13 protein-coding genes and 4 pseudogenes are annotated in these 20,848 nt (G+C 38.0%); 10 read left to right on the top strand and 7 right to left on the bottom strand.

Annotation, left to right across the window (positions count from 1 at the left end; genetic code table 11):
* Nucleotides 1-53: 53 nt before the first annotated feature.
* Entirely contained in the window at nucleotides 54-551 is a 498-nt protein-coding gene (locus tag AAFX60_002810) for a nicotinamide-nucleotide amidohydrolase family protein (GenBank protein ID XDF78143.1), read from the bottom strand.
* 113 nt (nucleotides 552-664) lie between these two features.
* Between AAFX60_002810 and mutS the strand changes: the two are divergent.
* From mutS to AAFX60_002785, 5 genes and pseudogenes are all read left to right on the top strand, one after another.
* Nucleotides 665-3,222, top strand: a pseudogene (gene mutS, locus AAFX60_002805) (DNA mismatch repair protein MutS).
* Between the two features lie 207 nt (nucleotides 3,223-3,429).
* The gene (locus AAFX60_002800) at nucleotides 3,430-5,094 is read left to right on the top strand and encodes an AMP-binding protein (protein XDF78142.1); all 1,665 of its coding nucleotides are present in this window, start codon (nucleotides 3,430-3,432) and stop codon (nucleotides 5,092-5,094) included.
* Nucleotides 5,095-5,546: 452 nt separating this feature from the next.
* Nucleotides 5,547-6,787, top strand: a pseudogene (gene codB, locus AAFX60_002795) (cytosine permease).
* An 11-nt stretch (nucleotides 6,788-6,798) separates the two neighbouring features.
* Nucleotides 6,799-8,076, top strand: coding sequence for a cytosine deaminase (locus AAFX60_002790; protein ID XDF78141.1), 1,278 nt, complete (start codon nucleotides 6,799-6,801; stop codon nucleotides 8,074-8,076).
* A 104-nt stretch (nucleotides 8,077-8,180) separates the two neighbouring features.
* Nucleotides 8,181-8,410: pseudogene (locus AAFX60_002785) on the top strand (VF530 family protein).
* Nucleotides 8,411-8,475: 65 nt separating this feature from the next.
* Here the strand turns inward: AAFX60_002785 and fusA are convergent.
* Together fusA and radA are read right to left on the bottom strand one after the other, a co-directional pair.
* Nucleotides 8,476-10,563, bottom strand: a complete 2,088-nt coding sequence (fusA, locus tag AAFX60_002780) for an elongation factor G (protein ID XDF78140.1) — start codon at nucleotides 10,561-10,563, stop codon at nucleotides 8,476-8,478.
* Nucleotides 10,564-10,758: 195 nt separating this feature from the next.
* A pseudogene (gene radA, locus AAFX60_002775) lies at nucleotides 10,759-12,140 on the bottom strand (DNA repair protein RadA).
* Between the two features lie 121 nt (nucleotides 12,141-12,261).
* Here radA and AAFX60_002770 point away from each other — a divergent pair.
* The 5 genes from AAFX60_002770 to AAFX60_002750 all read left to right on the top strand — a co-directional run bounded on the left by AAFX60_002770 (nucleotide 12,262) and on the right by AAFX60_002750 (nucleotide 17,715).
* Nucleotides 12,262-14,607, top strand: coding sequence for a PilZ domain-containing protein (locus AAFX60_002770; GenBank protein ID XDF78139.1), 2,346 nt, complete (start codon nucleotides 12,262-12,264; stop codon nucleotides 14,605-14,607).
* A 113-nt stretch (nucleotides 14,608-14,720) separates the two neighbouring features.
* Entirely contained in the window at nucleotides 14,721-15,401 is a 681-nt protein-coding gene (locus AAFX60_002765) for a response regulator (GenBank protein ID XDF78138.1), read from the top strand.
* A 2-nt stretch (nucleotides 15,402-15,403) separates the two neighbouring features.
* Entirely contained in the window at nucleotides 15,404-16,747 is a 1,344-nt protein-coding gene (locus tag AAFX60_002760) for a sensor histidine kinase (GenBank protein XDF78137.1), read from the top strand.
* A 147-nt stretch (nucleotides 16,748-16,894) separates the two neighbouring features.
* Nucleotides 16,895-17,395 (top strand): hypothetical protein, encoded by a 501-nt coding sequence (locus AAFX60_002755; protein ID XDF78136.1) that lies wholly within the window; start codon nucleotides 16,895-16,897, stop codon nucleotides 17,393-17,395.
* A 14-nt stretch (nucleotides 17,396-17,409) separates the two neighbouring features.
* The gene (locus AAFX60_002750; GenBank protein ID XDF78876.1) at nucleotides 17,410-17,715 is read left to right on the top strand and encodes an ATP-binding protein; all 306 of its coding nucleotides are present in this window, start codon (nucleotides 17,410-17,412) and stop codon (nucleotides 17,713-17,715) included.
* Nucleotides 17,716-17,769: 54 nt separating this feature from the next.
* On the opposite strand, the gene AAFX60_002745 is transcribed toward AAFX60_002750, so the two are convergent.
* From AAFX60_002745 to AAFX60_002730, 4 genes are read right to left on the bottom strand one after another with little or no spacing between them, the layout of a single operon-like run.
* Nucleotides 17,770-18,429, bottom strand: coding sequence for an OmpA family protein (locus tag AAFX60_002745; GenBank protein XDF78135.1), 660 nt, complete (start codon nucleotides 18,427-18,429; stop codon nucleotides 17,770-17,772).
* Between the two features lie 15 nt (nucleotides 18,430-18,444).
* Nucleotides 18,445-19,836: a pilus assembly protein TadG-related protein gene (locus AAFX60_002740; GenBank protein XDF78134.1), complete on the bottom strand. Its 1,392-nt coding sequence runs from the start codon at nucleotides 19,834-19,836 to the stop codon at nucleotides 18,445-18,447.
* Between the two features lie 2 nt (nucleotides 19,837-19,838).
* Nucleotides 19,839-20,387, bottom strand: a complete 549-nt coding sequence (gene tadF / locus AAFX60_002735) for a tight adherence pilus pseudopilin TadF (protein XDF78133.1) — start codon at nucleotides 20,385-20,387, stop codon at nucleotides 19,839-19,841.
* Complete coding sequence (locus AAFX60_002730; GenBank protein ID XDF78132.1) at nucleotides 20,362-20,847, bottom strand: TadE family protein; 486 nt, start codon at nucleotides 20,845-20,847, stop codon at nucleotides 20,362-20,364. The genes tadF and AAFX60_002730 overlap by 26 nt, the downstream gene beginning before the upstream one ends.
* Nucleotide 20,848 lies beyond the last annotated feature (1 nt).

Raw genomic sequence — 20,848 nt, 5'->3', positions numbered from 1 at the left:
TTTTTCTAATTTTTTCTGAGCAATATCACGACACAACAAACTAACTAATTGAATTAATTAAGCTCTTCTAAGCGATTCTTGATTGTAAGAAATGCATATTCTATCGCTTTCATTCTAACTTCACTGCGATCACCAGTAAAATATACAGTAGTTTCATTGCTCCACTCATTCTTATCTGCAAAACCAAAACATACCGTTCCAACAGGCTTATCTTCCGTAGCCCCACCAGGCCCTGCAATACCGCTGATTGAAACCGTAATATCAGATTTACTGTTTAATAATGCACCGTCAGCCATCTCTCTTACAACTTCTTCACTAACCGCGCCATAACGTATTAAGGTATCTAGCTTTACCCCTAATGAATCTTGTTTTGCCTCATTGCTATAAGTAACAAAACCACGATCAAACCAAGCTGAACTTCCAGCATTTTCAGTTGCACAAAACGCAACGCCACCACCGGTACATGATTCTGAACATGACATCATTTTTCCTTGATGTACTAATAATTCACCCACTTTTTGTGCTAACTGTATGTTTTGCGTCATATCCATTAGATTCTTCCCATCTTAATTCGAAATTTATCCATTCTATCTTTGATTGCCGTCTCGATTCACGTATTCTTAGCACCAAATGTATTCTTCACTTATTAGGTCTCGTTGTGGCAATAAAATCAACTGAAAAACATACCCCAATGATGCAACAGTATTTGCGTTTAAAATCTGAAAACCCTGATATCTTACTGTTTTATCGTATGGGCGATTTCTATGAACTTTTCTATGATGATGCCAAACGTGCTTCACAGCTTCTTGAAATATCCTTAACCAAGCGTGGTTCATCTGCTGGCGAACCAATTCCAATGGCAGGTATTCCTTATCATGCAGTTGAAGGCTATTTAGCCAAACTTGTTCAACAAGGTGAATCCGTCGCTATTTGTGAACAAGTTGGCGATCCTGCAACAAGTAAAGGGCCTGTTGAACGTAAAGTCGTACGTATTGTCACACCAGGCACCGTAACAGATGAAGCTCTATTACCAGAAAGATTCGATAACCTTATCGCCGCTATTTATCATCATAAAGGGCAATTTGGTTACGCTACGCTAGATATCACATCAGGCCGATTCAAGGTATCTGAACCGAATACTGAAGAAGCTATGCTTGCTGAATTACAACGCACGGCACCAACAGAGCTGCTATTTAGTGAAGACTTTGAACCTGTTCATCTGCTTGAAAAACGCAATGGCAATCGTCGCCGCCCAGTATGGGAATTTGAACTTGATACCGCAAAACAACAACTGAATAATCAATTTGGTACTCGTGATTTAGTTGGCTTTGGCGTAGAAAAAGCTGAGTTTGGTCTTTGCGCTGCTGGCTGCTTGATTCAATACGTAAAAGATACTCAAAGAACCACCCTTCCGCACATTCGTTCTATTATTATGGATCATCAAGATGACTCTGTAATTTTAGATGCAGCAACTCGTCGGAATCTAGAAATCACTCAAAACCTTGCTGGAGGTTTTAATCATACCCTAGCAGAAATCTTAGATCACACCTCAACAGCTATGGGTAGCCGTTTACTAAAACGTTGGCTACATCAACCAGTAAGAACTCACGACGTGCTGAACCAGCGTCTTGATGCGATTGGTGAACTAAAAGAAAGTGGCCTATTTGCAGATATGGCTCCTCAACTTAAAAATATTGGTGATGTAGAACGTATTCTTGCTCGTCTAGCGTTACGTTCAGCAAGACCACGTGATCTCGCTCGTTTGCGTAATGCACTACAACAATTACCAGAACTATCGCAAACCACTCAAGAATTTCAACAAGATCACCTATTAACACTTGCAGCATCAGCTCAACCTATTGACTCAATTTGCGAGCTATTAGAACGAGCAATAAAAGAAAACCCACCGGTTGTTATTCGTGATGGTGGGGTTTTAGCTGATGGTTACAACGAAGAGTTAGATCAATGGCGCGATCTTGCTAATGGTGCAACGCAATACTTAGAGAAACTAGAACAAGAAGAACGTGAGCGCCATGATATTGATACCTTAAAAGTTGGTTATAACAACGTACATGGTTTCTATATCCAAATAAGCAAAGGCCAAAGTCACAAAGCACCAGCCCACTATGTACGCCGCCAAACACTTAAAAATGCTGAACGTTATATTATCCCTGAGCTTAAAGAGCACGAAGATAAAGTACTCAACTCCAAGTCAAAAGCACTCGCCATTGAAAAGAGATTATGGGAAGAATTGTTTGATCAACTACTTCCTCACCTAGAACAGTTACAATCAATGGCGAATGCAATTTCAGAGCTTGATGTATTAAGTAATCTTGCAGAACGAGCGGATACCTTAAATTACTGCCGCCCAGTACTAACCAAAGAAACCGGCATTAATATTAAAGGGGGGCGTCACCAGTAGTTGAACAAGTAATGAGTGACCCATTCATCGCTAACCCAATAAAACTGAATCCAGACCGTAAGATGTTGATCATTACAGGTCCAAACATGGGTGGTAAGTCAACTTATATGCGTCAAACGGCCCTCATTGCATTAATGGCACATGTTGGTTGTTATGTTCCTGCTGACTCAGCAGAAATTGGAACCTTAGACCGTATATTTACTCGTATTGGTGCCTCAGATGATTTGGCATCAGGTCGTTCAACTTTCATGGTTGAGATGACTGAAACAGCAAATATTCTTCATAATGCAACCAAACACAGTCTTGTCTTAATGGATGAAATTGGCCGAGGTACAAGTACTTATGATGGCTTATCTCTAGCTTGGGCAAGTGCCGAATGGCTAGCAACAAAAATTAATGCTATGACATTATTTGCAACTCATTACTTCGAATTAACCGAACTGCCGAACCTATTTACCGGTTTAGCTAATGTGCATCTTGATGCTGTTGAGCATGGTGATGAAATTGCCTTTATGCACGCGGTTCAAGAAGGTGCAGCAAATAAATCTTATGGCCTTGCTGTTGCTTCTTTAGCTGGTGTACCTAAAAGTGTCATTAAGAAAGCGAAACAAAAATTACAACATTTAGAAAGTGGACAAGTACCTGTTCCTGCAACAAGCGCAACGGTAAAAGAAGAGCATCAACTCTCTCTTATTCCTGAAATCAGTGAAGTTGAAGAAGCATTAGCGCATGTTAATCCGGATGACTTAACACCTCGCCAAGCACTTGAAGAGTTATATCGTTTAAAAGCGCTTTTATAAACTTAGTCCAACTCAAGGACAAACATTCTATCCAAATAAGCCTGCTTTTATGTGCAGGCTTTTTTATACCTATCAATCATCGAACTTTAGGGTAAATACTCACTTATAAAGTTCTCATTATTTTGATTAAAATTTGACTGATCTAATAAAACGATATTTACTTAACATTATATTAACAACAAATAATAATAATCGCAGGATGCAGCCATGAATCAGCCATTTTTTGACCACAAAACCAACCCTCAACTCCCTCATGAGGCGATGCTCGAATGGGCAGAGAAAAAGCCACATGACCTATTTCTTCGTCAAATAAAAAACAGAGAATTTACAGACTATTCTTTTGCTGATGTTGTTGATAAAGCATTGCGCCTTGTGAGCGCACTGCAAGAGATGGGCATTAAACCAAAAGACAGAGTCGCACTAATATCTAAAAACTGTGCCGAATGGTTTATCACTGATCTGGCCTTAATGTTAGGGGATTTTGTGAGTGTTCCTATTTTTCCAACAGCAGGGCTCGACACTATAGAGCATTGTTTAACACACAGTGAAAGTAAGGTACTTATTGTAGGTAAACTTGATAATAGTGAAGCAACACAACAGGCAATCACTAACTTACCCGATATATTAACTATCGCTTTTGACTATGACTCTGCAGCCAAGTGCCAATATCAATTTGAAGTGTTATTGACAACTCATAACCCTTCAAGTTTTAAAGCCGAACATAATGACAACACATTAATGTCTATAGTGTATACCTCAGGAACTTCTGGTTTACCAAAAGGGGCAATGCTCACTTTTGGAGGATTTAGTCACGCATCTAAGCATTTAATTAATCACATTGGTATGCAACAAGATGACAGACTCTTTTCTTACCTTCCTTTAGCTCACATCACTGAGCGAGTTTATATTTTAGGTTCAGCTTTCTTTGGAGGGATCCAAACCGCCTTCCCTGAATCTTTAGATACTTTTATTGAAGATGTGAAAATGCATCGCCCAACTTTATTTATTTCGGTCCCACGATTATGGACGGTTTTCCAACAACGAATTCAAGATAAACTGCCACAAAAGAAATTATCTATTTTATTAAAAATTCCATTCGTTAGTGGATTAATAAAACGTAAGTTAGCTGATGGCTTAGGACTTGATAAAGCACGTGTACTAGGCTGTGGTTCGGCTCCTGTTTCTGCAAGTTTATTAAAATGGTATGAAAGTATAGGTCTAAACATTACCGAAGCATGGGGAATGACAGAGACGTTTGCCTATAGCACACTGAATCATCCATACCGTTCAGATAAAGTCGGCAGTGTCGGCGCTGCTGGGCCTGGTATTGAATTAAAAATTGCAGACGATGAAGAAATTTTAGTTAGAGGAGACAGTCTCTTTGCTGGTTATTATAAAAATGATGAAGCAACTGCGGAAACTTTTAATAAAGATGGATGGCTCCACACAGGTGATATTGGATCTATTGATTCAGAGGGATTTTTAACTATTCAAGGCAGGAAAAAAGACACGTTCAAAACTGCCAAAGGAAAATTCGTAGCTCCTGTCCCGATCGAAAAACACATCTTTGATTTAAGCAATCTTGAAATGATGTGTTTAATAGGCTCAGGTCTACCAGGACCTATTTTATTAGCAGTACCTCATGCTTACCCTAATTTTGATCAAGCTCGTTATGAAAGAACAGCTCTTAAAAACCTTGAGACAATTAATGATGGTTTAGAGTCACATGAAAAGCTAAAAGGTATCTTAATGATAAAAGAGCCTTGGAGCATTGAAAATGGCATTTTAACGCCAACTTTAAAGATAAAACGCCACGTACTAGAGAAAAAGTATCATGATTTTGCATCTAACTGGCCTCAAGATAAAAAATAATCTGGGAGTAATCGGATAAAAACCCACACTTAACAATCAAAAAATAGATATTAATGAAATAAAAATGACAAAAGCCTCAAAAGTAATACTTTGAGGCTTTTATTTTATCTAAAAGATATAATTTTTATGATTACTATTGATTTTCCCACTCTCAGAACTCAAATATAACCAAGATTAAAAATATCACACCACCTTTTATTTATAAAAACCAGAAAATAGATCCAACAATCTATTTTCTGCAAAATAAGAAACAAAGCAACCGTTTAACAAAAAAACATAACTAAAAAAACAAAGCAAATAAACACTTAAAATACAGACAGATAAATAAAAAACCATCTAAAACAAAACAAAAACAAAGATTACATTATTGACAATAATATAATTTTCTTTAGACTCTCGTCCGTTTGTCAAAAACTTGACCAAAATACATTCAATACAGACGAGGATTGCATATGTCTCACGACAATGATTACAGCTTAGGGCCAGTACCTAAGACAGCCAGAAAAGGCGTCGTTTCCTTAACTTTAGTTATGTTAGGACTCACATTTTTCTCGGCAAGTATGTGGACAGGCGGTTCACTTGGGACCGGACTTTCTTTTAATGATTTCTTCCTCGCTGTTCTTATTGGTAATTTAATCCTCGGCATTTACACTTCTTTTCTTGGTTACATCGGCGCTTCAACTGGTCTCTCTACTCACCTCCTCGCTCGTTTTTCTTTTGGCTCTAAAGGCTCTTGGCTTCCCTCTCTACTTCTCGGTGGTACTCAAGTTGGTTGGTTTGGTGTTGGTGTTGCAATGTTTGCTATCCAGTACAAAAAGCCACAGGCATAGATACCAACGCTCTTATTGTTATCTCTGGTCTATTAATGACCGTCACTGTTTACTTCGGTATATCTGCTTTAATGATTTTATCTATGGTTGCAGTGCCTGCGATTGCCATTTTAGGTGGATTCTCAGTATTTAGTGCTGTTGATAGTATTGGTGGTATTGCTGAACTTCAAAAGATTCAACCTGCAGAACCTATGGACTTTTCGGTTGCTCTTGCCATGGTTGTTGGTTCTTTTGTAAGTGCCGGAACATTAACAGCTGACTTCGTCCGCTTTGGCAAAAAACCAATGGGTGCAGTTGCTATCACAATGATTGCTTTCTTTATCGGTAACTCTTTAATGTTCATCTTTGGTGCCGCAGGCGCTTCTGTTACTGGTCAGTCTGATATTTCAGAAGTGATGATTGCACAAGGGCTATTAATACCTGCAATTATCGTATTAGGCCTAAATATTTGGACGACAAACGACAATGCGCTATACGCATCTGGGCTTGGTTTTTCAAATATTACTGGCTTACCGAGTAAATATGTTTCTATGCTAAATGGTCTAATTGGTACTGTTTGTGCACTTTGGCTATACAATAACTTTGTAGGTTGGTTAACGTTCTTATCTTTAGCGATTCCACCTATTGGTGGTGTTATCATTGCAGACTTCTTTCGTAACCGTAAACGCTACATGAATTTTGATAACGCAGCATTCCAAACCATTAACTGGGCAGGTATTATCGCAGTAGCTATTGGTGTTGCCGCTGGTAAATTCTTACCGGGCGTTGTTCCTGTAAACGCTGTATTAGGCGGAGCGATTAGCTACCTATTACTAAACCCAATGATTAACAAAAAATCGATCTCTGAAACAGAAACAGTATAGAAGATACAGCAATGACTAATTTATTAATAAAAAACGTAGCTCTACGAGATCAAGAAGGTTTATTTCAGATCTTGATTGAAGATGGTCAATTCAAAACCATTACTAACAATGAGCAAGCACTCTCCTATTCTGGTGACATTCTTGATGCTGAAGGTGGCTTAGCCAACGCTCCATTTTGCGAACCTCATATTCATTTAGATACGACTCAAACGGCTGGTGAACCAAGCTGGAATATTTCAGGTACCTTATTTGAGGGAATTGAACGTTGGGCTGAGCGTAAAGAGCTATTATCTATTGAAGATGTAAAAACACGCGCTAAACAAACATTAAAATGGCAAATTGCTAACGGTATTCAGCACGTTCGTACTCACGTCGATGTTTCAGATCCGACACTGATTGCATTAAAAGCAATGCTTGAAGTAAAAGAAGAAATGAAAGAATGGGTTGATATCCAAATCGTTGCTTTTCCTCAAGAAGGCATTCTTTCTTACCCTAATGGTAAAGAGTTACTTGAAGAAGCAGTACAACTAGGCGCAGATGTTATTGGCGCTATTCCTCATTTTGAGTTTACTCGTGAATACGGTGTCGAATCTCTTCACTATATTTTTGAATTAGCAAAAAAATATGACCGTCTAATTGATGTTCACTGTGATGAAATCGATGATGAGCAATCACGCTTTGTTGAAACTGTTGCCGCTCTTGCTCATAAATTCAATATGGGTGAAAAGGTAACAGCAAGCCATACGACAGCAATGCATTCATATAATGGCGCTTATGCTTCTCGCTTATTCCGCTTACTTAGAATGTCTGGTATTAACTTTGTTGCGAATCCACTTGTTAATATCCACCTACAAGGTCGTTTTGACGATTACCCTAAGCGTCGTGGTATTACACGCGTGAAAGAGATGCTAGCAAACAATATTAACGTTTGTTTTGGCCATGACGATGTATTTGACCCATGGTATCCGTTAGGCACAGCTAACATGCTACAAGTTCTTCATATGGGACTGCATGTCTGTCAAATCATGGGATACGACCAAATTAACCAAGGTCTTGATCTAATCAGCTATAAATCGGCTCGAACTCTAAATATTCAAGATAACTACGGCATCGAAGAAGGCAAACCGGGTAACTTAATTATCTTACCTGCTGAAAATGGATTTGATGCTCTACGTCGCCAAGTTCCGGTTCGTTTCTCTATTCGCCACGGTAAAGTAATATCAGAAACTCAACCAGCAACGACTACGATTACGTTAGATAAAGCTGAGACGGTTTCATTTAAACGCTAAGTCATTACCATCTTAAGTAATAAGGGAGCTATCGCTCCCTTTTTTATTGTTACTACCTTCATAGTGATATACTTACTTTATATTCTTATTCAATGGCATTAATTATGACTCAACAAAATAACCCGCTACACGGTATTACATTACAGAAGTTACTTACTGAATTAGTAGAACACTATGGCTGGGAAGAGCTAAGTTATATGGTAAATATTAACTGTTTTAAAAAAGACCCAAGCATTAAATCAAGTCTTAAATTTTACGTAAAACTGATTGGGCTCGTGAACGTGTTGAAAATATTTATCTGAAACTACAGCGTCATAAAGAAAGAAACCAATAACAAAAAAAGCCCCGTAAGTTTGCACTTACGGGGCTTTTTAATAACTATAAAGATTTAAGTGCTAATTACTTAGCCGCTTTCTCTTCTTTAGCTTTAGCGATTACTTCTTCAGCAACGCTGTTTGGACATGGTGCGTAGTGAGAGAACTCCATAGAGAACTGACCACGACCAGAAGTCATTGTACGTAGAGTACCGATGTAACCGAACATTTCAGAAAGAGGTACATCACCCTTGATACGTACGCCAGTTAGACCAGCTTGTTGATCTTTGATCATACCACGACGACGGTTAAGGTCACCGATAACATCACCAACGTGATCTTCAGGAGTGAATACGTCAACTTTCATGATTGGTTCTAGAAGTTGAGCACCTGCTTTAGGCATAGATTGACGGAATGCGCCTTTAGCTGCGATTTCAAATGCGATTGCAGATGAATCCACTGCGTGGAAGCCACCGTCGAATAGTTCAACTTCAACGTCTAGTACTGGGAAGCCAGCTAGAGGACCAGTTTCCATCATAGATGCGAAACCTTTCTCAACTGCAGGCCAGAATTCTTTAGGTACGTTACCACCAACAACTGAAGATGAGAACGTAAAGCCAGTACCTGCTTCACCTGGTTTGATACGGTAATCGATCTTACCGAATTGACCAGAACCACCAGATTGTTTCTTATGCGTGTAGCTATCTTCAATTGCTTGAGTGATAGTTTCACGGTAAGCAACTTGTGGTTGACCAACAACTAGGTCTACACCGTAAGTACGCTTAAGGATATCAACCTTAATGTCTAGGTGAAGTTCACCCATACCTTTAAGAATTGTTTCACCTGTTTCTTCATCAGTCTCAACTTGGAAAGATGGATCTTCTGCAACCATTTTACCGATCGCGATACCCATTTTCTCAGAACCGCCTTTGTCTTTTGGAGCAACAGCGATAGAGATTACTGGAACAGGGAAGATCATTGGTTCAAGAGTACATTCGTGTTTAACATCACATAGAGTGTGACCAGTTTGTACGTTTTTCATACCAACGATAGCGATGATGTCACCAGCTTGAGCTGAAGTTAATTCGTTACGCTCATCAGCTTGCATCTCAACCATACGGCCGATACGCTCAGTTTTACCAGTTGCTGAGTTAAGAACTGTATCGCCCTTATTCAGTTTACCAGAGTAGATACGTACGAAAGTTAGAGCACCGAAACGGTCATCCATGATCTTAAATGCTAGAGCACGGAATGGTTCGTCTGCAGAAACGATAGCAACTTCGCCAGTCTCTTCACCAGTATCTTTATCAGTTAGAGGTTGAGGCTCAACTTCGTTTGGAGCTGGTAGGTAATCAACAACAGCATCTAGGATTAGTTGGATACCTTTGTTTTTGTACGCAGAACCACAGAAAGTAGGGAAGAACGCTAGGTCACGAGTACCTTTACGGATACAACGCTTAAGCTCTTCGATAGAAGGTTCTTGACCTTCCATGTACGCTTCCATTAGGTCGTCGTCTTGTTCAACAGCTGTTTCAACAAGCTCTTCACGGTAAGCTTCTACGTCATCAACCATATCAGCTGGGATATCTTGGATTTCGTAGTTTTCAGGAAGACCTGTGTCATCCCATACAAATGCTTGACGGTTTAAAACATCTACAACACCAACGAAATCTTCTTCGCGGCCGATTGGTAGAGTCATAACTAGAGGAGTTGCGCCTAGTACTTTCTTAACTTGGTCAACAACGCTGAAGAAATCAGCACCCATACGGTCTAGTTTGTTAACGAAGATTAGACGAGATACTTCTGATTCGTTCGCGTAACGCCAGTTAGTTTCTGATTGAGGTTCAACACCACCAGAACCACAGAATACACCGATACCACCATCAAGTACTTTTAGAGAACGGTACACTTCAACTGTGAAGTCAACGTGTCCAGGAGTATCGATAACGTTTAGACGGTGATCATTCCAGAAACAGCTTACTGCTGCTGACTGGATTGTGATACCACGTTCAGCTTCTTGCTCCATGAAGTCAGTAGTAGTTGAACCATCGTGAGTGTCACCAATCTTATGGATTTTACCAGTAAGCTTAAGGATACGTTCAGTAGTTGTGGTTTTACCCGCATCAACGTGCGCGAAAATACCAATGTTTCTGTATTTAGATAAATCAGTCATCGTTTTACTCTATTAATAGGATATAAAATGCGCGCAGAGTATAACACAAACTGTCAATTGGTATATGCTTTGTTCTATTTTTGCATAGAATTTTCTACCAAAATGGTTCTAATGTGGCCTCTGCCCCTGAAAATTATAGATGAATTTCTGTATTTTCAAATAAAATAATGCAGAAATCCGAATTCAAAGCCTCAGTTAAAGTTCATCAAAAGCATCAATTGCTTCAGATAGCTTCTTAACACCGTGAATTTGCATTCCTTCAATGCCACCTTTTGGCATGTTTGCAGCAGGTACAATCGCTTTTTTGAAGCCATGTTTATATGCTTCCATTAAACGTTCTTGCCCACTTGGAACTGGACGAATCTCACCAGCAAGACCAACTTCACCAAAGACCACTACATCCTTAGCTAATGGACGGTCTTTAAAACTAGATAGTAACGCCATAATAAGTGCCAAATCCGCACTGGTTTCAGCTACCTTAACGCCGCCAACCACGTTAACAAACACATCTTGGTCAGCCATTTGCAAACCACCATGCTTATGTAGAACGCGAGTAGCATAGATAAACGGTTTTGATCTAAGCCAACAGAGACTCGACGAGGATTTGAAAGCTGAGAGTAATCTACTAAAGCTTGTATCTCTACAAGTAACGGGCGTGTTCCTTCCCACACAACCATCACTGAACTACCAGACGTTTCCTCTTCCCCACGAGATAAGAAAATGGCTGATGGGTTATTTACTTCTTTTAAGCCTTGGCCTGTCATAGCAAAAACCCCAAGCTCATTAACAGCTCCAAAACGGTTTTTATGACTACGAAGTGTTCTAAAGCGACTATCTGCACTACCGTCAAGTAACACAGAACAGTCAATAATATGCTCCAACACTTTAGGGCCAGCTAAAGTACCATCTTTGGTTACGTGACCAACTAAGAAAATAGCTACATTATTTTGTTTAGCATATCGAGTTAAAGCAGTTGCAGACTCTCGAACCTGAGCGACGCTGCCTGGAGATGATTGAACATCAGCAACATGCATTACTTGAATAGAGTCAATAACCATTATTTTTGGCTGTTCTTTCTCAGCAACCTGACAAATCTTATCTATGTTGGTTTCAGATAACATTTTCAGATTATCTTTTGGCAACCCAAGACGAGAAGCTCGCATTGCTACCTGTTGTAACGATTCTTCACCAGTAACATACAATGTTGGCATTTCAGCAGCCAAACGACACATGGTTTGCAAAAGTAAAGTAGATTTACCAGCACCTGGATTACCACCAATCAAAATTGCTGCACCAGGAACAATGCCACCACCGAGAACTCGGTCAAACTCTTTAAACGAACTACTGAACCGAGGAACTTCTTGTAAATCAATACTCGATAAAGTTTGAACTTCTGAGTCTGTAGTGGATCCCGCATAACCACCAGATAAACGTTCATTACGAGCAACGTGTGGAGAAGCAGCCAAACGAACCTCTGTAATCGTGTTCCATGCCCCACAAGCATTACACTGTCCTTGCCAACGAGGGAAGTCTGCCCCACAATCATTACAAACGTAGGCGCGTTTTGCTTTTGCCATATATCACCGACATATAAATCAAATAAAAGTGATGGGTTATAACTATTTAACGTATCATTGTTAAATAAACGAGCAATTCTGCCGATAAACCCACTAGATTGTTATTACTGTACCAGAAATCATGCAGCAAGAAGAATATCAAAGCTACGTAGAACAACTTATTCCCGTATTTGGTGAACCTGATTTTAATCTGGTTTGCGAACAAGTTATGTCTCATGAACATCCATCAGTGCATTTAATTGTAAAAATTGAATTAAAACGCATCATGGCACCTTGCACCAAACATATTGATTTACGAGGTCGAGTAAAAGGCCAGTGTCACCAATATGAGTTGGATGGATACACTCACTGGCTTGATGATGTTGCAATTAATACCTATCACAAAAGTATTGAGCGCTTCGGTAGCTATACCGTTGGTGTATGGGAAGCCTTAACCAATACACGTAATAACTTTCGTGTTCTTCATAAAAATAAAGAACAATTAGCTGCGACTGATGATAAAGACGAAAACAATCTATTCAAAGCCAAATTAATTCGATTTGGACACTACCTAACCCGTAGTGAAAACCGTCTGCGCATGTCAACACAAGTTACGGTACTGTTACCTAATGGAAATTTAATCCATGGAACTAGCAGCGATCTTTCTTCTTCTGGTGCTCGAATCAAAGTGCCTACTGCTTTTGAGTATGGTTTGGGACAAATCATACAAGTTAGCTTCCCAAACCTTGCAAAAGACACCGGCATAAAAGAACTCAATGGCGACTTCCCTTACCGTATTCTTGGTATTCACGACAGTGAAGAAAGTGATAGTTATCGATGGTTACGATTAAAAATGGAATCAAACCACGATGTTATTGCTCAAGCCATTGAAGAGAAACTAAATAAAAATAAACGACGAACCGTACATGATCAAAAAGATCAAATAGTTCGAGCTCGTACACAAGGCTATGAGCACTGTTTTTTAAAACATACCACTAATATCCCTCTTTTCTTTTCTGGGGATACCTTGAAGTATGCCGTTATTACTGATCACAATGAATCACTTTGGAAGCACTGGCACGATGAAAAAAATCAGCCTGTAATCCATCATTTATTTAAATCAGAACGTATGCAGTTTTTAACCAAGCCAGGGTTAAGAGCCAGTCGTACTCATTTTTACAGTTTTAAACACGATCATGAAGATAAAGAACTCTTCTACTCCATGATGTCATCAGAAGCCACGCAACAAGAACGCCAACTCTTTTGGCATGTGGGAGCTAAAAGAAAGAGTTGGAAAGTCATTCGTCTTTCTCTTTTCGAATTAGAAAAAGGAGACAAAGAACGCTTATTAACCGTCGCTCCTGAAATGGAAAAAGTACTGGCTACTTTAACGCACATGGGGATCTTAACTGAACTCAGTTTACCTGATACTCAGAAAGATTACTTATTAACAGAAAAACCAAACCTTGAAGCAAAGGTATTAAATCCATACCGCCATTCTTTGACGCCAATGGCTCAAGATCCTGCGTTATATTACGATTCAACGCCTCGTAGAACTGAACCAAGATTTAATTACGAAACCTTAATTACTCTGACTCACCCTACAATTGGTGAAATCAAAGGAAGAACTCAAGATATTTCAACCAATGGCTTATCGATATTACTCGATAAACCCGCTTTGCTAACCAAAAAATCTGATGTAAAAATAACGTTTAATGAACTGCAAAGCCTTGATAAAAACACACCATTAAGCCGTATTACTTATCGAGTCCTAAAAGTAAATTCAAATGGATTGAATCTTCAGCTACAAATTGAAGACAGTTTACAAACTCAAAAAAGCAAGGCTTTCTTAAGTCGATTAATACAGCACAACATAGAAAGACTTCCTGTTGATTATGAACAGCTTCCATCGATTGATATGCTGAAAATAATGCATCAATTATTACTGAATAAACTAACAACAACGCCTTTCTTTATTGAAAAGGATAACCATAAAATTAAAACGCGTTGTATTGGGGTTAACTTCCCTTTAAATCGATTAAATAAAATCTGGCTACAATTAGGTAATGAACAACATTTAAATTTAGAGCCTATTTTTAAATCGAGAGTACAACAATTATTAGTAAACCCATTGAAAACACCGGCTAATCAACGATCTCACCACCATGAAATCTATATTGCGGTTGTTATTAAAGATGGAAAAATAAAATCAGTATTCACGCGTATGCTACAAGAGTTTTCATCATACAATGATCGTTTAACCTTCATTAAAAAAGCCAAAGAGCATGGTGAATTCTTAGCAATACGCGTAACCACAACAGCAGTAAAAAATGCACTTTCTACCACCTCTGAGGTGGAATTAAGTCAACTAGCTCAATACGCAATCCATTATGCAAGAGCATTAGAAGATGAATTATCAAGTATTGTAGGTTGTGGTGAAATCGCTGACATAACGGATGAAGTCTTAATTCGACTTGAGTTAGGGTAACTGAGGTGAATTAAATTTAATAAAGCCCATCAATTCATGGGCTTTATTATTTAAAAACAAAATGATAAGTGTTATTAATGACGATATAAACCTAAGGAATCAGTCGGTATATTATGCAAATAGCTCTTGTTGAAGATAATGAAATCTTAAACCACCACCTGTCTAGTCAATTAAAAGATCAGGGACACGTTGTTTATTCTGATAAAACAGCCTCTGCATTTTTACAAACCGTACAAAAAAAAGAACACATTGATGTCATGATTGTTGATTTAGGTCTACCTGATTTCGACGGCATCACCCTCATCAAGCAAATTCGACGCAAAGAAATTCATAGCCCTATTCTCATACTTACCGCTCGTGGAAACTGGCAAGATAAAGTTGAAGGACTTGAGGCTGGAGCTGACGATTACCTAGTAAAACCTTTCCAATCTGAAGAATTAATAGCAAGGCTTTATGCTCTAGCAAGACGAGCGGCCGGATTTACACAATCAAAAGTAACCGCTGAAAATATTGAATTAGATATAAAAGCAAAAACCATCCATGTAGACGGTCAATTTCTACAATTAACTTCATTTGAATATGATATCGCAGCATATTTAATAAAAAACAGCTTAAAAATCATATCAAAGCAACAATTTGTTGATGCTTTATATCAAGAAGATTCTGAAGTTCAACTCAATAATATTGAAGTTATCATTTCACGTTTAAGAAAAAAATTTGCAGCCGTTGGTCATAATGAACTGATTACAACGGTACGAGGTCAGGGCTATCAGTTTCAAATAAAGGCGAAGTAATCATGAAACGTTTAGTTCAAAACCAATTTCGACGACGCATATTATTCAGTTTTTTAGCTGTCGTTATTGGTTTTTTAATACTAAACGGGTACCTTCGCTATCAGACAGCACGCTCTGACTTAATCACTGAATACACCCTTGATATCACTTATCAATTCCCATCTATTTTCAATGAAATGGTATCATCAAATTATATTATGCCATTACAAGAAGGGAATAAATCTCAGTATTACAGTTCATCGTCTGATGATATAACAATTGTTATCTGTGACAATAATGACAATTTGTTATGGGATAGCATGCAAAAAGGTCCACCTTCCCATGTAGAGAACATCTGTACTGATTTACCTAAAGATGAAAATAAGCCTATTCTCATTGAAAAACCAAGTGGTGCAGCCTTTATCTCTCATTCAATGAGTATTGAAAGTAATAATGGCCTTCCGCCTAGGCGAGTAATATTACTCAGTCGTATGGAAGATAAGATATCTCGCCTACATACACTAAAGCTCCAATTAGCTATTGCTTATACAACTCTTATTTTAATTGCCATTTTTGGGGTATTATGGGGATACAACCGCTCATTCTTCCCTTTAAATAAGCTTCATATTGAATTAAAAAATATAAAGGATAGTGAGCAAGAGAAACTTATTTATAGCTATCCTGAAGAGCTAGAGCCTATTGCCAAAACGATTAACCGATTACTTGAACAACAAGATGAACAATCAAGTAAATACAAAAAAGCAATGGATGATTTAGCACATAGTCTTAAGACTCGAATAGCGACTTGTGATGCATTGTTATATCAAAAAGAACCGCCTATTGCAGATATCATGGAACAACTCAATGATATGGACTCTGTGATACAACACCAATTGAAACGTGCGTTGATGGGCTCTAGGGGCATAAGTAAGCATCATACTTTACTCTCTCCTATTGTAGATAAACTCACTAAAATGTTTACTAAGGTTCATAAAGAGCGTCATATCGAATTCATTTCTAACTATAATGACGCGCAAACCTTACCCATTAATTACAATGACTTAATGGAAGTTCTCGGAAATATCTTAGAGAACAGTTATCGCTTTGCTGATACCTATATTATTTTATCTATTGTAGAGCGTAGTGAAGGCTTCAATATTCATATTGAAAATGATGGCGAGCCTTTACCTCAAGATAAAATTGAATCGGTATTTCAACGAGGAATTCGCGCAGATGAAAAGAACCCTGGCACGGGGATTGGACTTGCGGTATGTGAAGAGATCATATCCAGTTATAACGGACAAATCTGGTTCCATACACAAGATACTGGCTCAAGATTAGAAATATTTTTACCACATCAAATATAAGTAATAATGACAAATCTAAATAATAATTATGGATTTTATCGGATCTTTTTTTCTTTAATCCTAGGAACTCTACTCTTTAGTATTCCAATCTTGCTTCTAATATATAAGCAAATGGAACAACCAATAATATTAATTACGGTGGGAACATTGCTAAGTTTCATCGTCTTTATTTACTTTAGTTACCAATGGGCAATTAAACCGATAAAGAAGAGAAAACGAGAGTTAAAACGCATTCAAAGCATGAAAGAAGGTTTCTTTACTCAACCAAGTGACACTGAATCAGAATTAACATCAATTTACCACTCAACTAACCGTGCCCTCTTTCAAGCAAAAGAAAAAGAAGAACAATACAAAAAAACACTCGATGATTTAGCTCATAGTTTAAAAAATCACGTTATCGCATCAAAACTATTGCTACAGGATCTGCAAGCCGAATCAACAGAAAAGCTCTCTCAACAATTAACTTTAATGGATGATGTTATCCAAAGTCAGTTACAAAGAGCCACATTAAATATTAAAGAATTAAAACCAACAACAACTGTGGTAAGTGAACCATTACAAGGGTTACTCTCCATGTTTAGTAAGATCTACCATGAAAAGCAATTGAGGTTTGTTGTTTTATTAATGAAGAGCAAAAGCTACCAATAGAAAAAAATGATTTGATGGAAATACTAGGTAACACACTAGAGAATAGTTTTCGATTCGCATCGACAAAGATCGTTATTACCATTAAACAATATAGTAACGATTATATATTAAGCATTGAAAATGATGGCCCATCAATTCCTGAAGAACAAAAAGAATCGTTATTTTTACGAGGCGTTAGAGCTGATAAACTGAATGCAGGAACCGGATTAGGACTTGCTTTATGCGCTGATATTATTGAGAAATATAATGGAAGTATTTGGTTTGACACTCCAGAAAATAAACGTTTAGGTGCACTACTAAAAATAAAGCTACCTATTTAGCAAACAAAGGCGGTATTCCAACGTTTCGTTAGTAACACCGCCTATCTTTAACTATCAATGAGTTTCATCTACTTTTTTCTCAATATCAACTCGACGATTATGGTGCTGACCTTCCAATGTAGTATTGTCATCAATCGGCTGTTGCTCTCCAAATGAATAAGATTCTAACTGCTCTTTGCTAGCACCTTGAGCCAATAAAAATGCTTTTACGCTATTTGAACGAGCTAACCCTAAATTAATATTGTAGTTCTCTCTGCCTTTATTATCAGTGTGACCATTAAGTAACACCGTATCTTTTTGTGTCTCTAGTTTTTCCGTTACGCTTTGAAGAATATACTTTGAACGTTCCGTTAAAGAGTATTGATCAAAATTAAATAGTACTCGAGCAAATAATTTTTGTTCTACATTATCCTCAACGACTTCAGCATAGCTTAATAAGTACTCACTGCACTGATTACTCAGATTTGCTTGTTGCATTGCATTACTGAATGTTCGCTTAATAACATCAGGCGGTAATTCAGTATTTACTTGCATAAATGGTCCTTGATGAAACAAGATTTGCTTTCCTTCACCAATGGTTATTTGTTCCTGAAACTCAACACTCTCAGTTCCACAATAATAATCAAGTAACTGATTAAAATCTTGGTTATGATTTTTCTCGGCAGATAAAACATTGGCAGAAAATAAAGCCAATAACACACATATTTTTTTCATAATTTACTCTCGACTTTATTGAGCTAAATGCCCGACTTCTTCTGATACCAATGACATAATTAAATTTAAAATTTCATCTTTATTATTTGCACTAAATGCGTTCTCTTCTCCCACACAATTTAGCAGCCCAGTATTAGCATGAATATCATAGCCATCACCAAAGCCAATCATTGCAATTCTTACACTAGGAGCTTCACCTGTATTCGTCGGTAACCCTGAGCTACTACCACTAGAGAAAACAATTTTATCTGCTTTATTATCTTCAGAAGATACAGGACCACCTTCAATGGCATTACGTAAATTGTCACACATACCATAATCTACTAAGGTTTCTGTTTGTCCTAAATAGTGATTAAAATCCTCACCATCAGATAAAATAATAATTAACTGCTTAGGGTTGGCTTCTTCACCATCATTAGTTATATGGTAAGAGACAATCTGGCTTGCTCGAATAATTCCTTGTAGTGATGCTGTGCCACCAAAGGCTTCAAATGATTTAATTTTATGATTAAACGAAGCAAAATCAGAGGTGTACATAATATCGGTAAACTCAGCTTTCTCATCGCCATTAGGAACCCTAGCAGCAGCCCCTTTAACCATAAATTGCTTATTAATGGTTTTCTTAGGATAAAACGTATCACCTGCGTCATAGCCATCAGAGTTATATTTAGTGATCCGCTGATCTCTTATAACAAACTTACCATTACTCGATTCGTTAACCGTTCGACGGTTATAACCTGTCATTGCGACACGATGCTTTGGGCCTGTCGTTGAGTTGTTATAAACTTGCAGTTCATCTGTCACCATTTGAACCACATCTTTTAAATCACTCAATCGTGATGGAGGTGAATAACGCCCCGGAACTTTTGGAACCTCTTCTTCCATATAAGACGGAGCATGCCCTTCCCAGTCGTAATTCATAGACCCGGAAAAATCGAGAATAAAAGTGATATCCATAGGCTGACTGCTTTGAAACTTACGCGCTTTAGACATGCCTGTAACATCAAATGATTCACCAAATCCAACGGTTACATCATTACCAGGAAACCATGATGTATGTTTTGTTCTTCCAGAGACTTGATACTCAACAAAGGGTCTATCATTATCATCAGCAGTGCATTCAGGTAGTTCTGAACATTCAAGCTTCTCCACCTTAATATCTACTAAATTCGACATATCGTGCATGTAGTGGGCGACATAGTCTTTGCCGGTTTGCGTTGAAACTTCATCCTCTTCACCATATGCAGAAACGGCTAATACGGCAGCCTCCGCAGCGTCTTCTAATCGAGCTTTTGATTGCAAGGCTCTTGCACCATCCGACGCTAATGTAAAAACGCCAAATAAAACAGGAATGCACATAACAAATAAAATAGCGGCGTGGCCTGATTGTTGTTTTTTTAATTTCATTATCATCGACCAATAACAATAGAATCAGACATCACCGTGGTATAGCTTTTATCTACCAAATCACCAAACCAGTTATCACTTTCATAGCAAAGCGCTACACGATACAGAGGCATAGTTCGCCCTCTTACACTAAGCACGGTAAGTTCTTTTAACTGACCGATAGATTTATTTACATGACATGTTTCTGCACCACGATGTTCACTAATTACTGGATTAGGCACAGCCACTTCAGAAAAACTCAGTTCCTCTACTAACATGCCGTATTTATTAGCATCAAAATTACCAAACGTTCTTGAAAGTGAGTTTTTTGCTATCTTATTTAAGCTGTCTACTTCTTCAGATGTTAATTGATAGTCCATACCATAAAGCTGAGTTCGCTCTTTTAGTACATTAACCAAAGAATAAGAAAGACGATCCAATTTACCTTTTATGGATAACTTAATAATCACATCCCCGCTAAAAGCGAGAAGTAAACTAAAGCAGATACCAACAATCGCGAATTCAATACTAAAAATCCCACGTTGTTTAGATTTCAAATTGCGATCGTTCATACTCTTGCACCACTATCATTTCACGGCTCAAATTAGCTGAGCGACTAAATACATAAGAGAAAATAGGATGAAAATCATAGTCAATTCGATAAATTGCTAGTGCATTATTACCCTCTTCTCCACACTCTCGAGTTCGTTGCCCTTCAGGGATTGGGCATCCTTTCTTCTCTGATTCTAAAGCTTCAATAGTCGGTAGATACTGGATTGATACTCTAAAATTATCCGCAGAGATCACCGTGTTCCAAATGCTGTTATCACGATATAAAACCTCATCAACAATATCTAAATAACGCTCTTCACCTTTCTTAGCACTTCGAGATACTTCTGAAATCGCGAGGTCATTTATGGCTGAAATATAAGACATGTAACTCATTTCAACCCATGCCATACACATAAACCAAAACGCCATAAAACCCATTACAAATTCAATAGAAGCTGAACCGTTTTGTTTATTTCTCATA

This window comes from Aliivibrio fischeri, assembly GCA_038993745.2.
Taxonomy (GTDB): domain Bacteria; phylum Pseudomonadota; class Gammaproteobacteria; order Enterobacterales; family Vibrionaceae; genus Aliivibrio; species Aliivibrio fischeri_B.
This window is presented reverse-complemented; position numbering and strand designations above follow the sequence as displayed.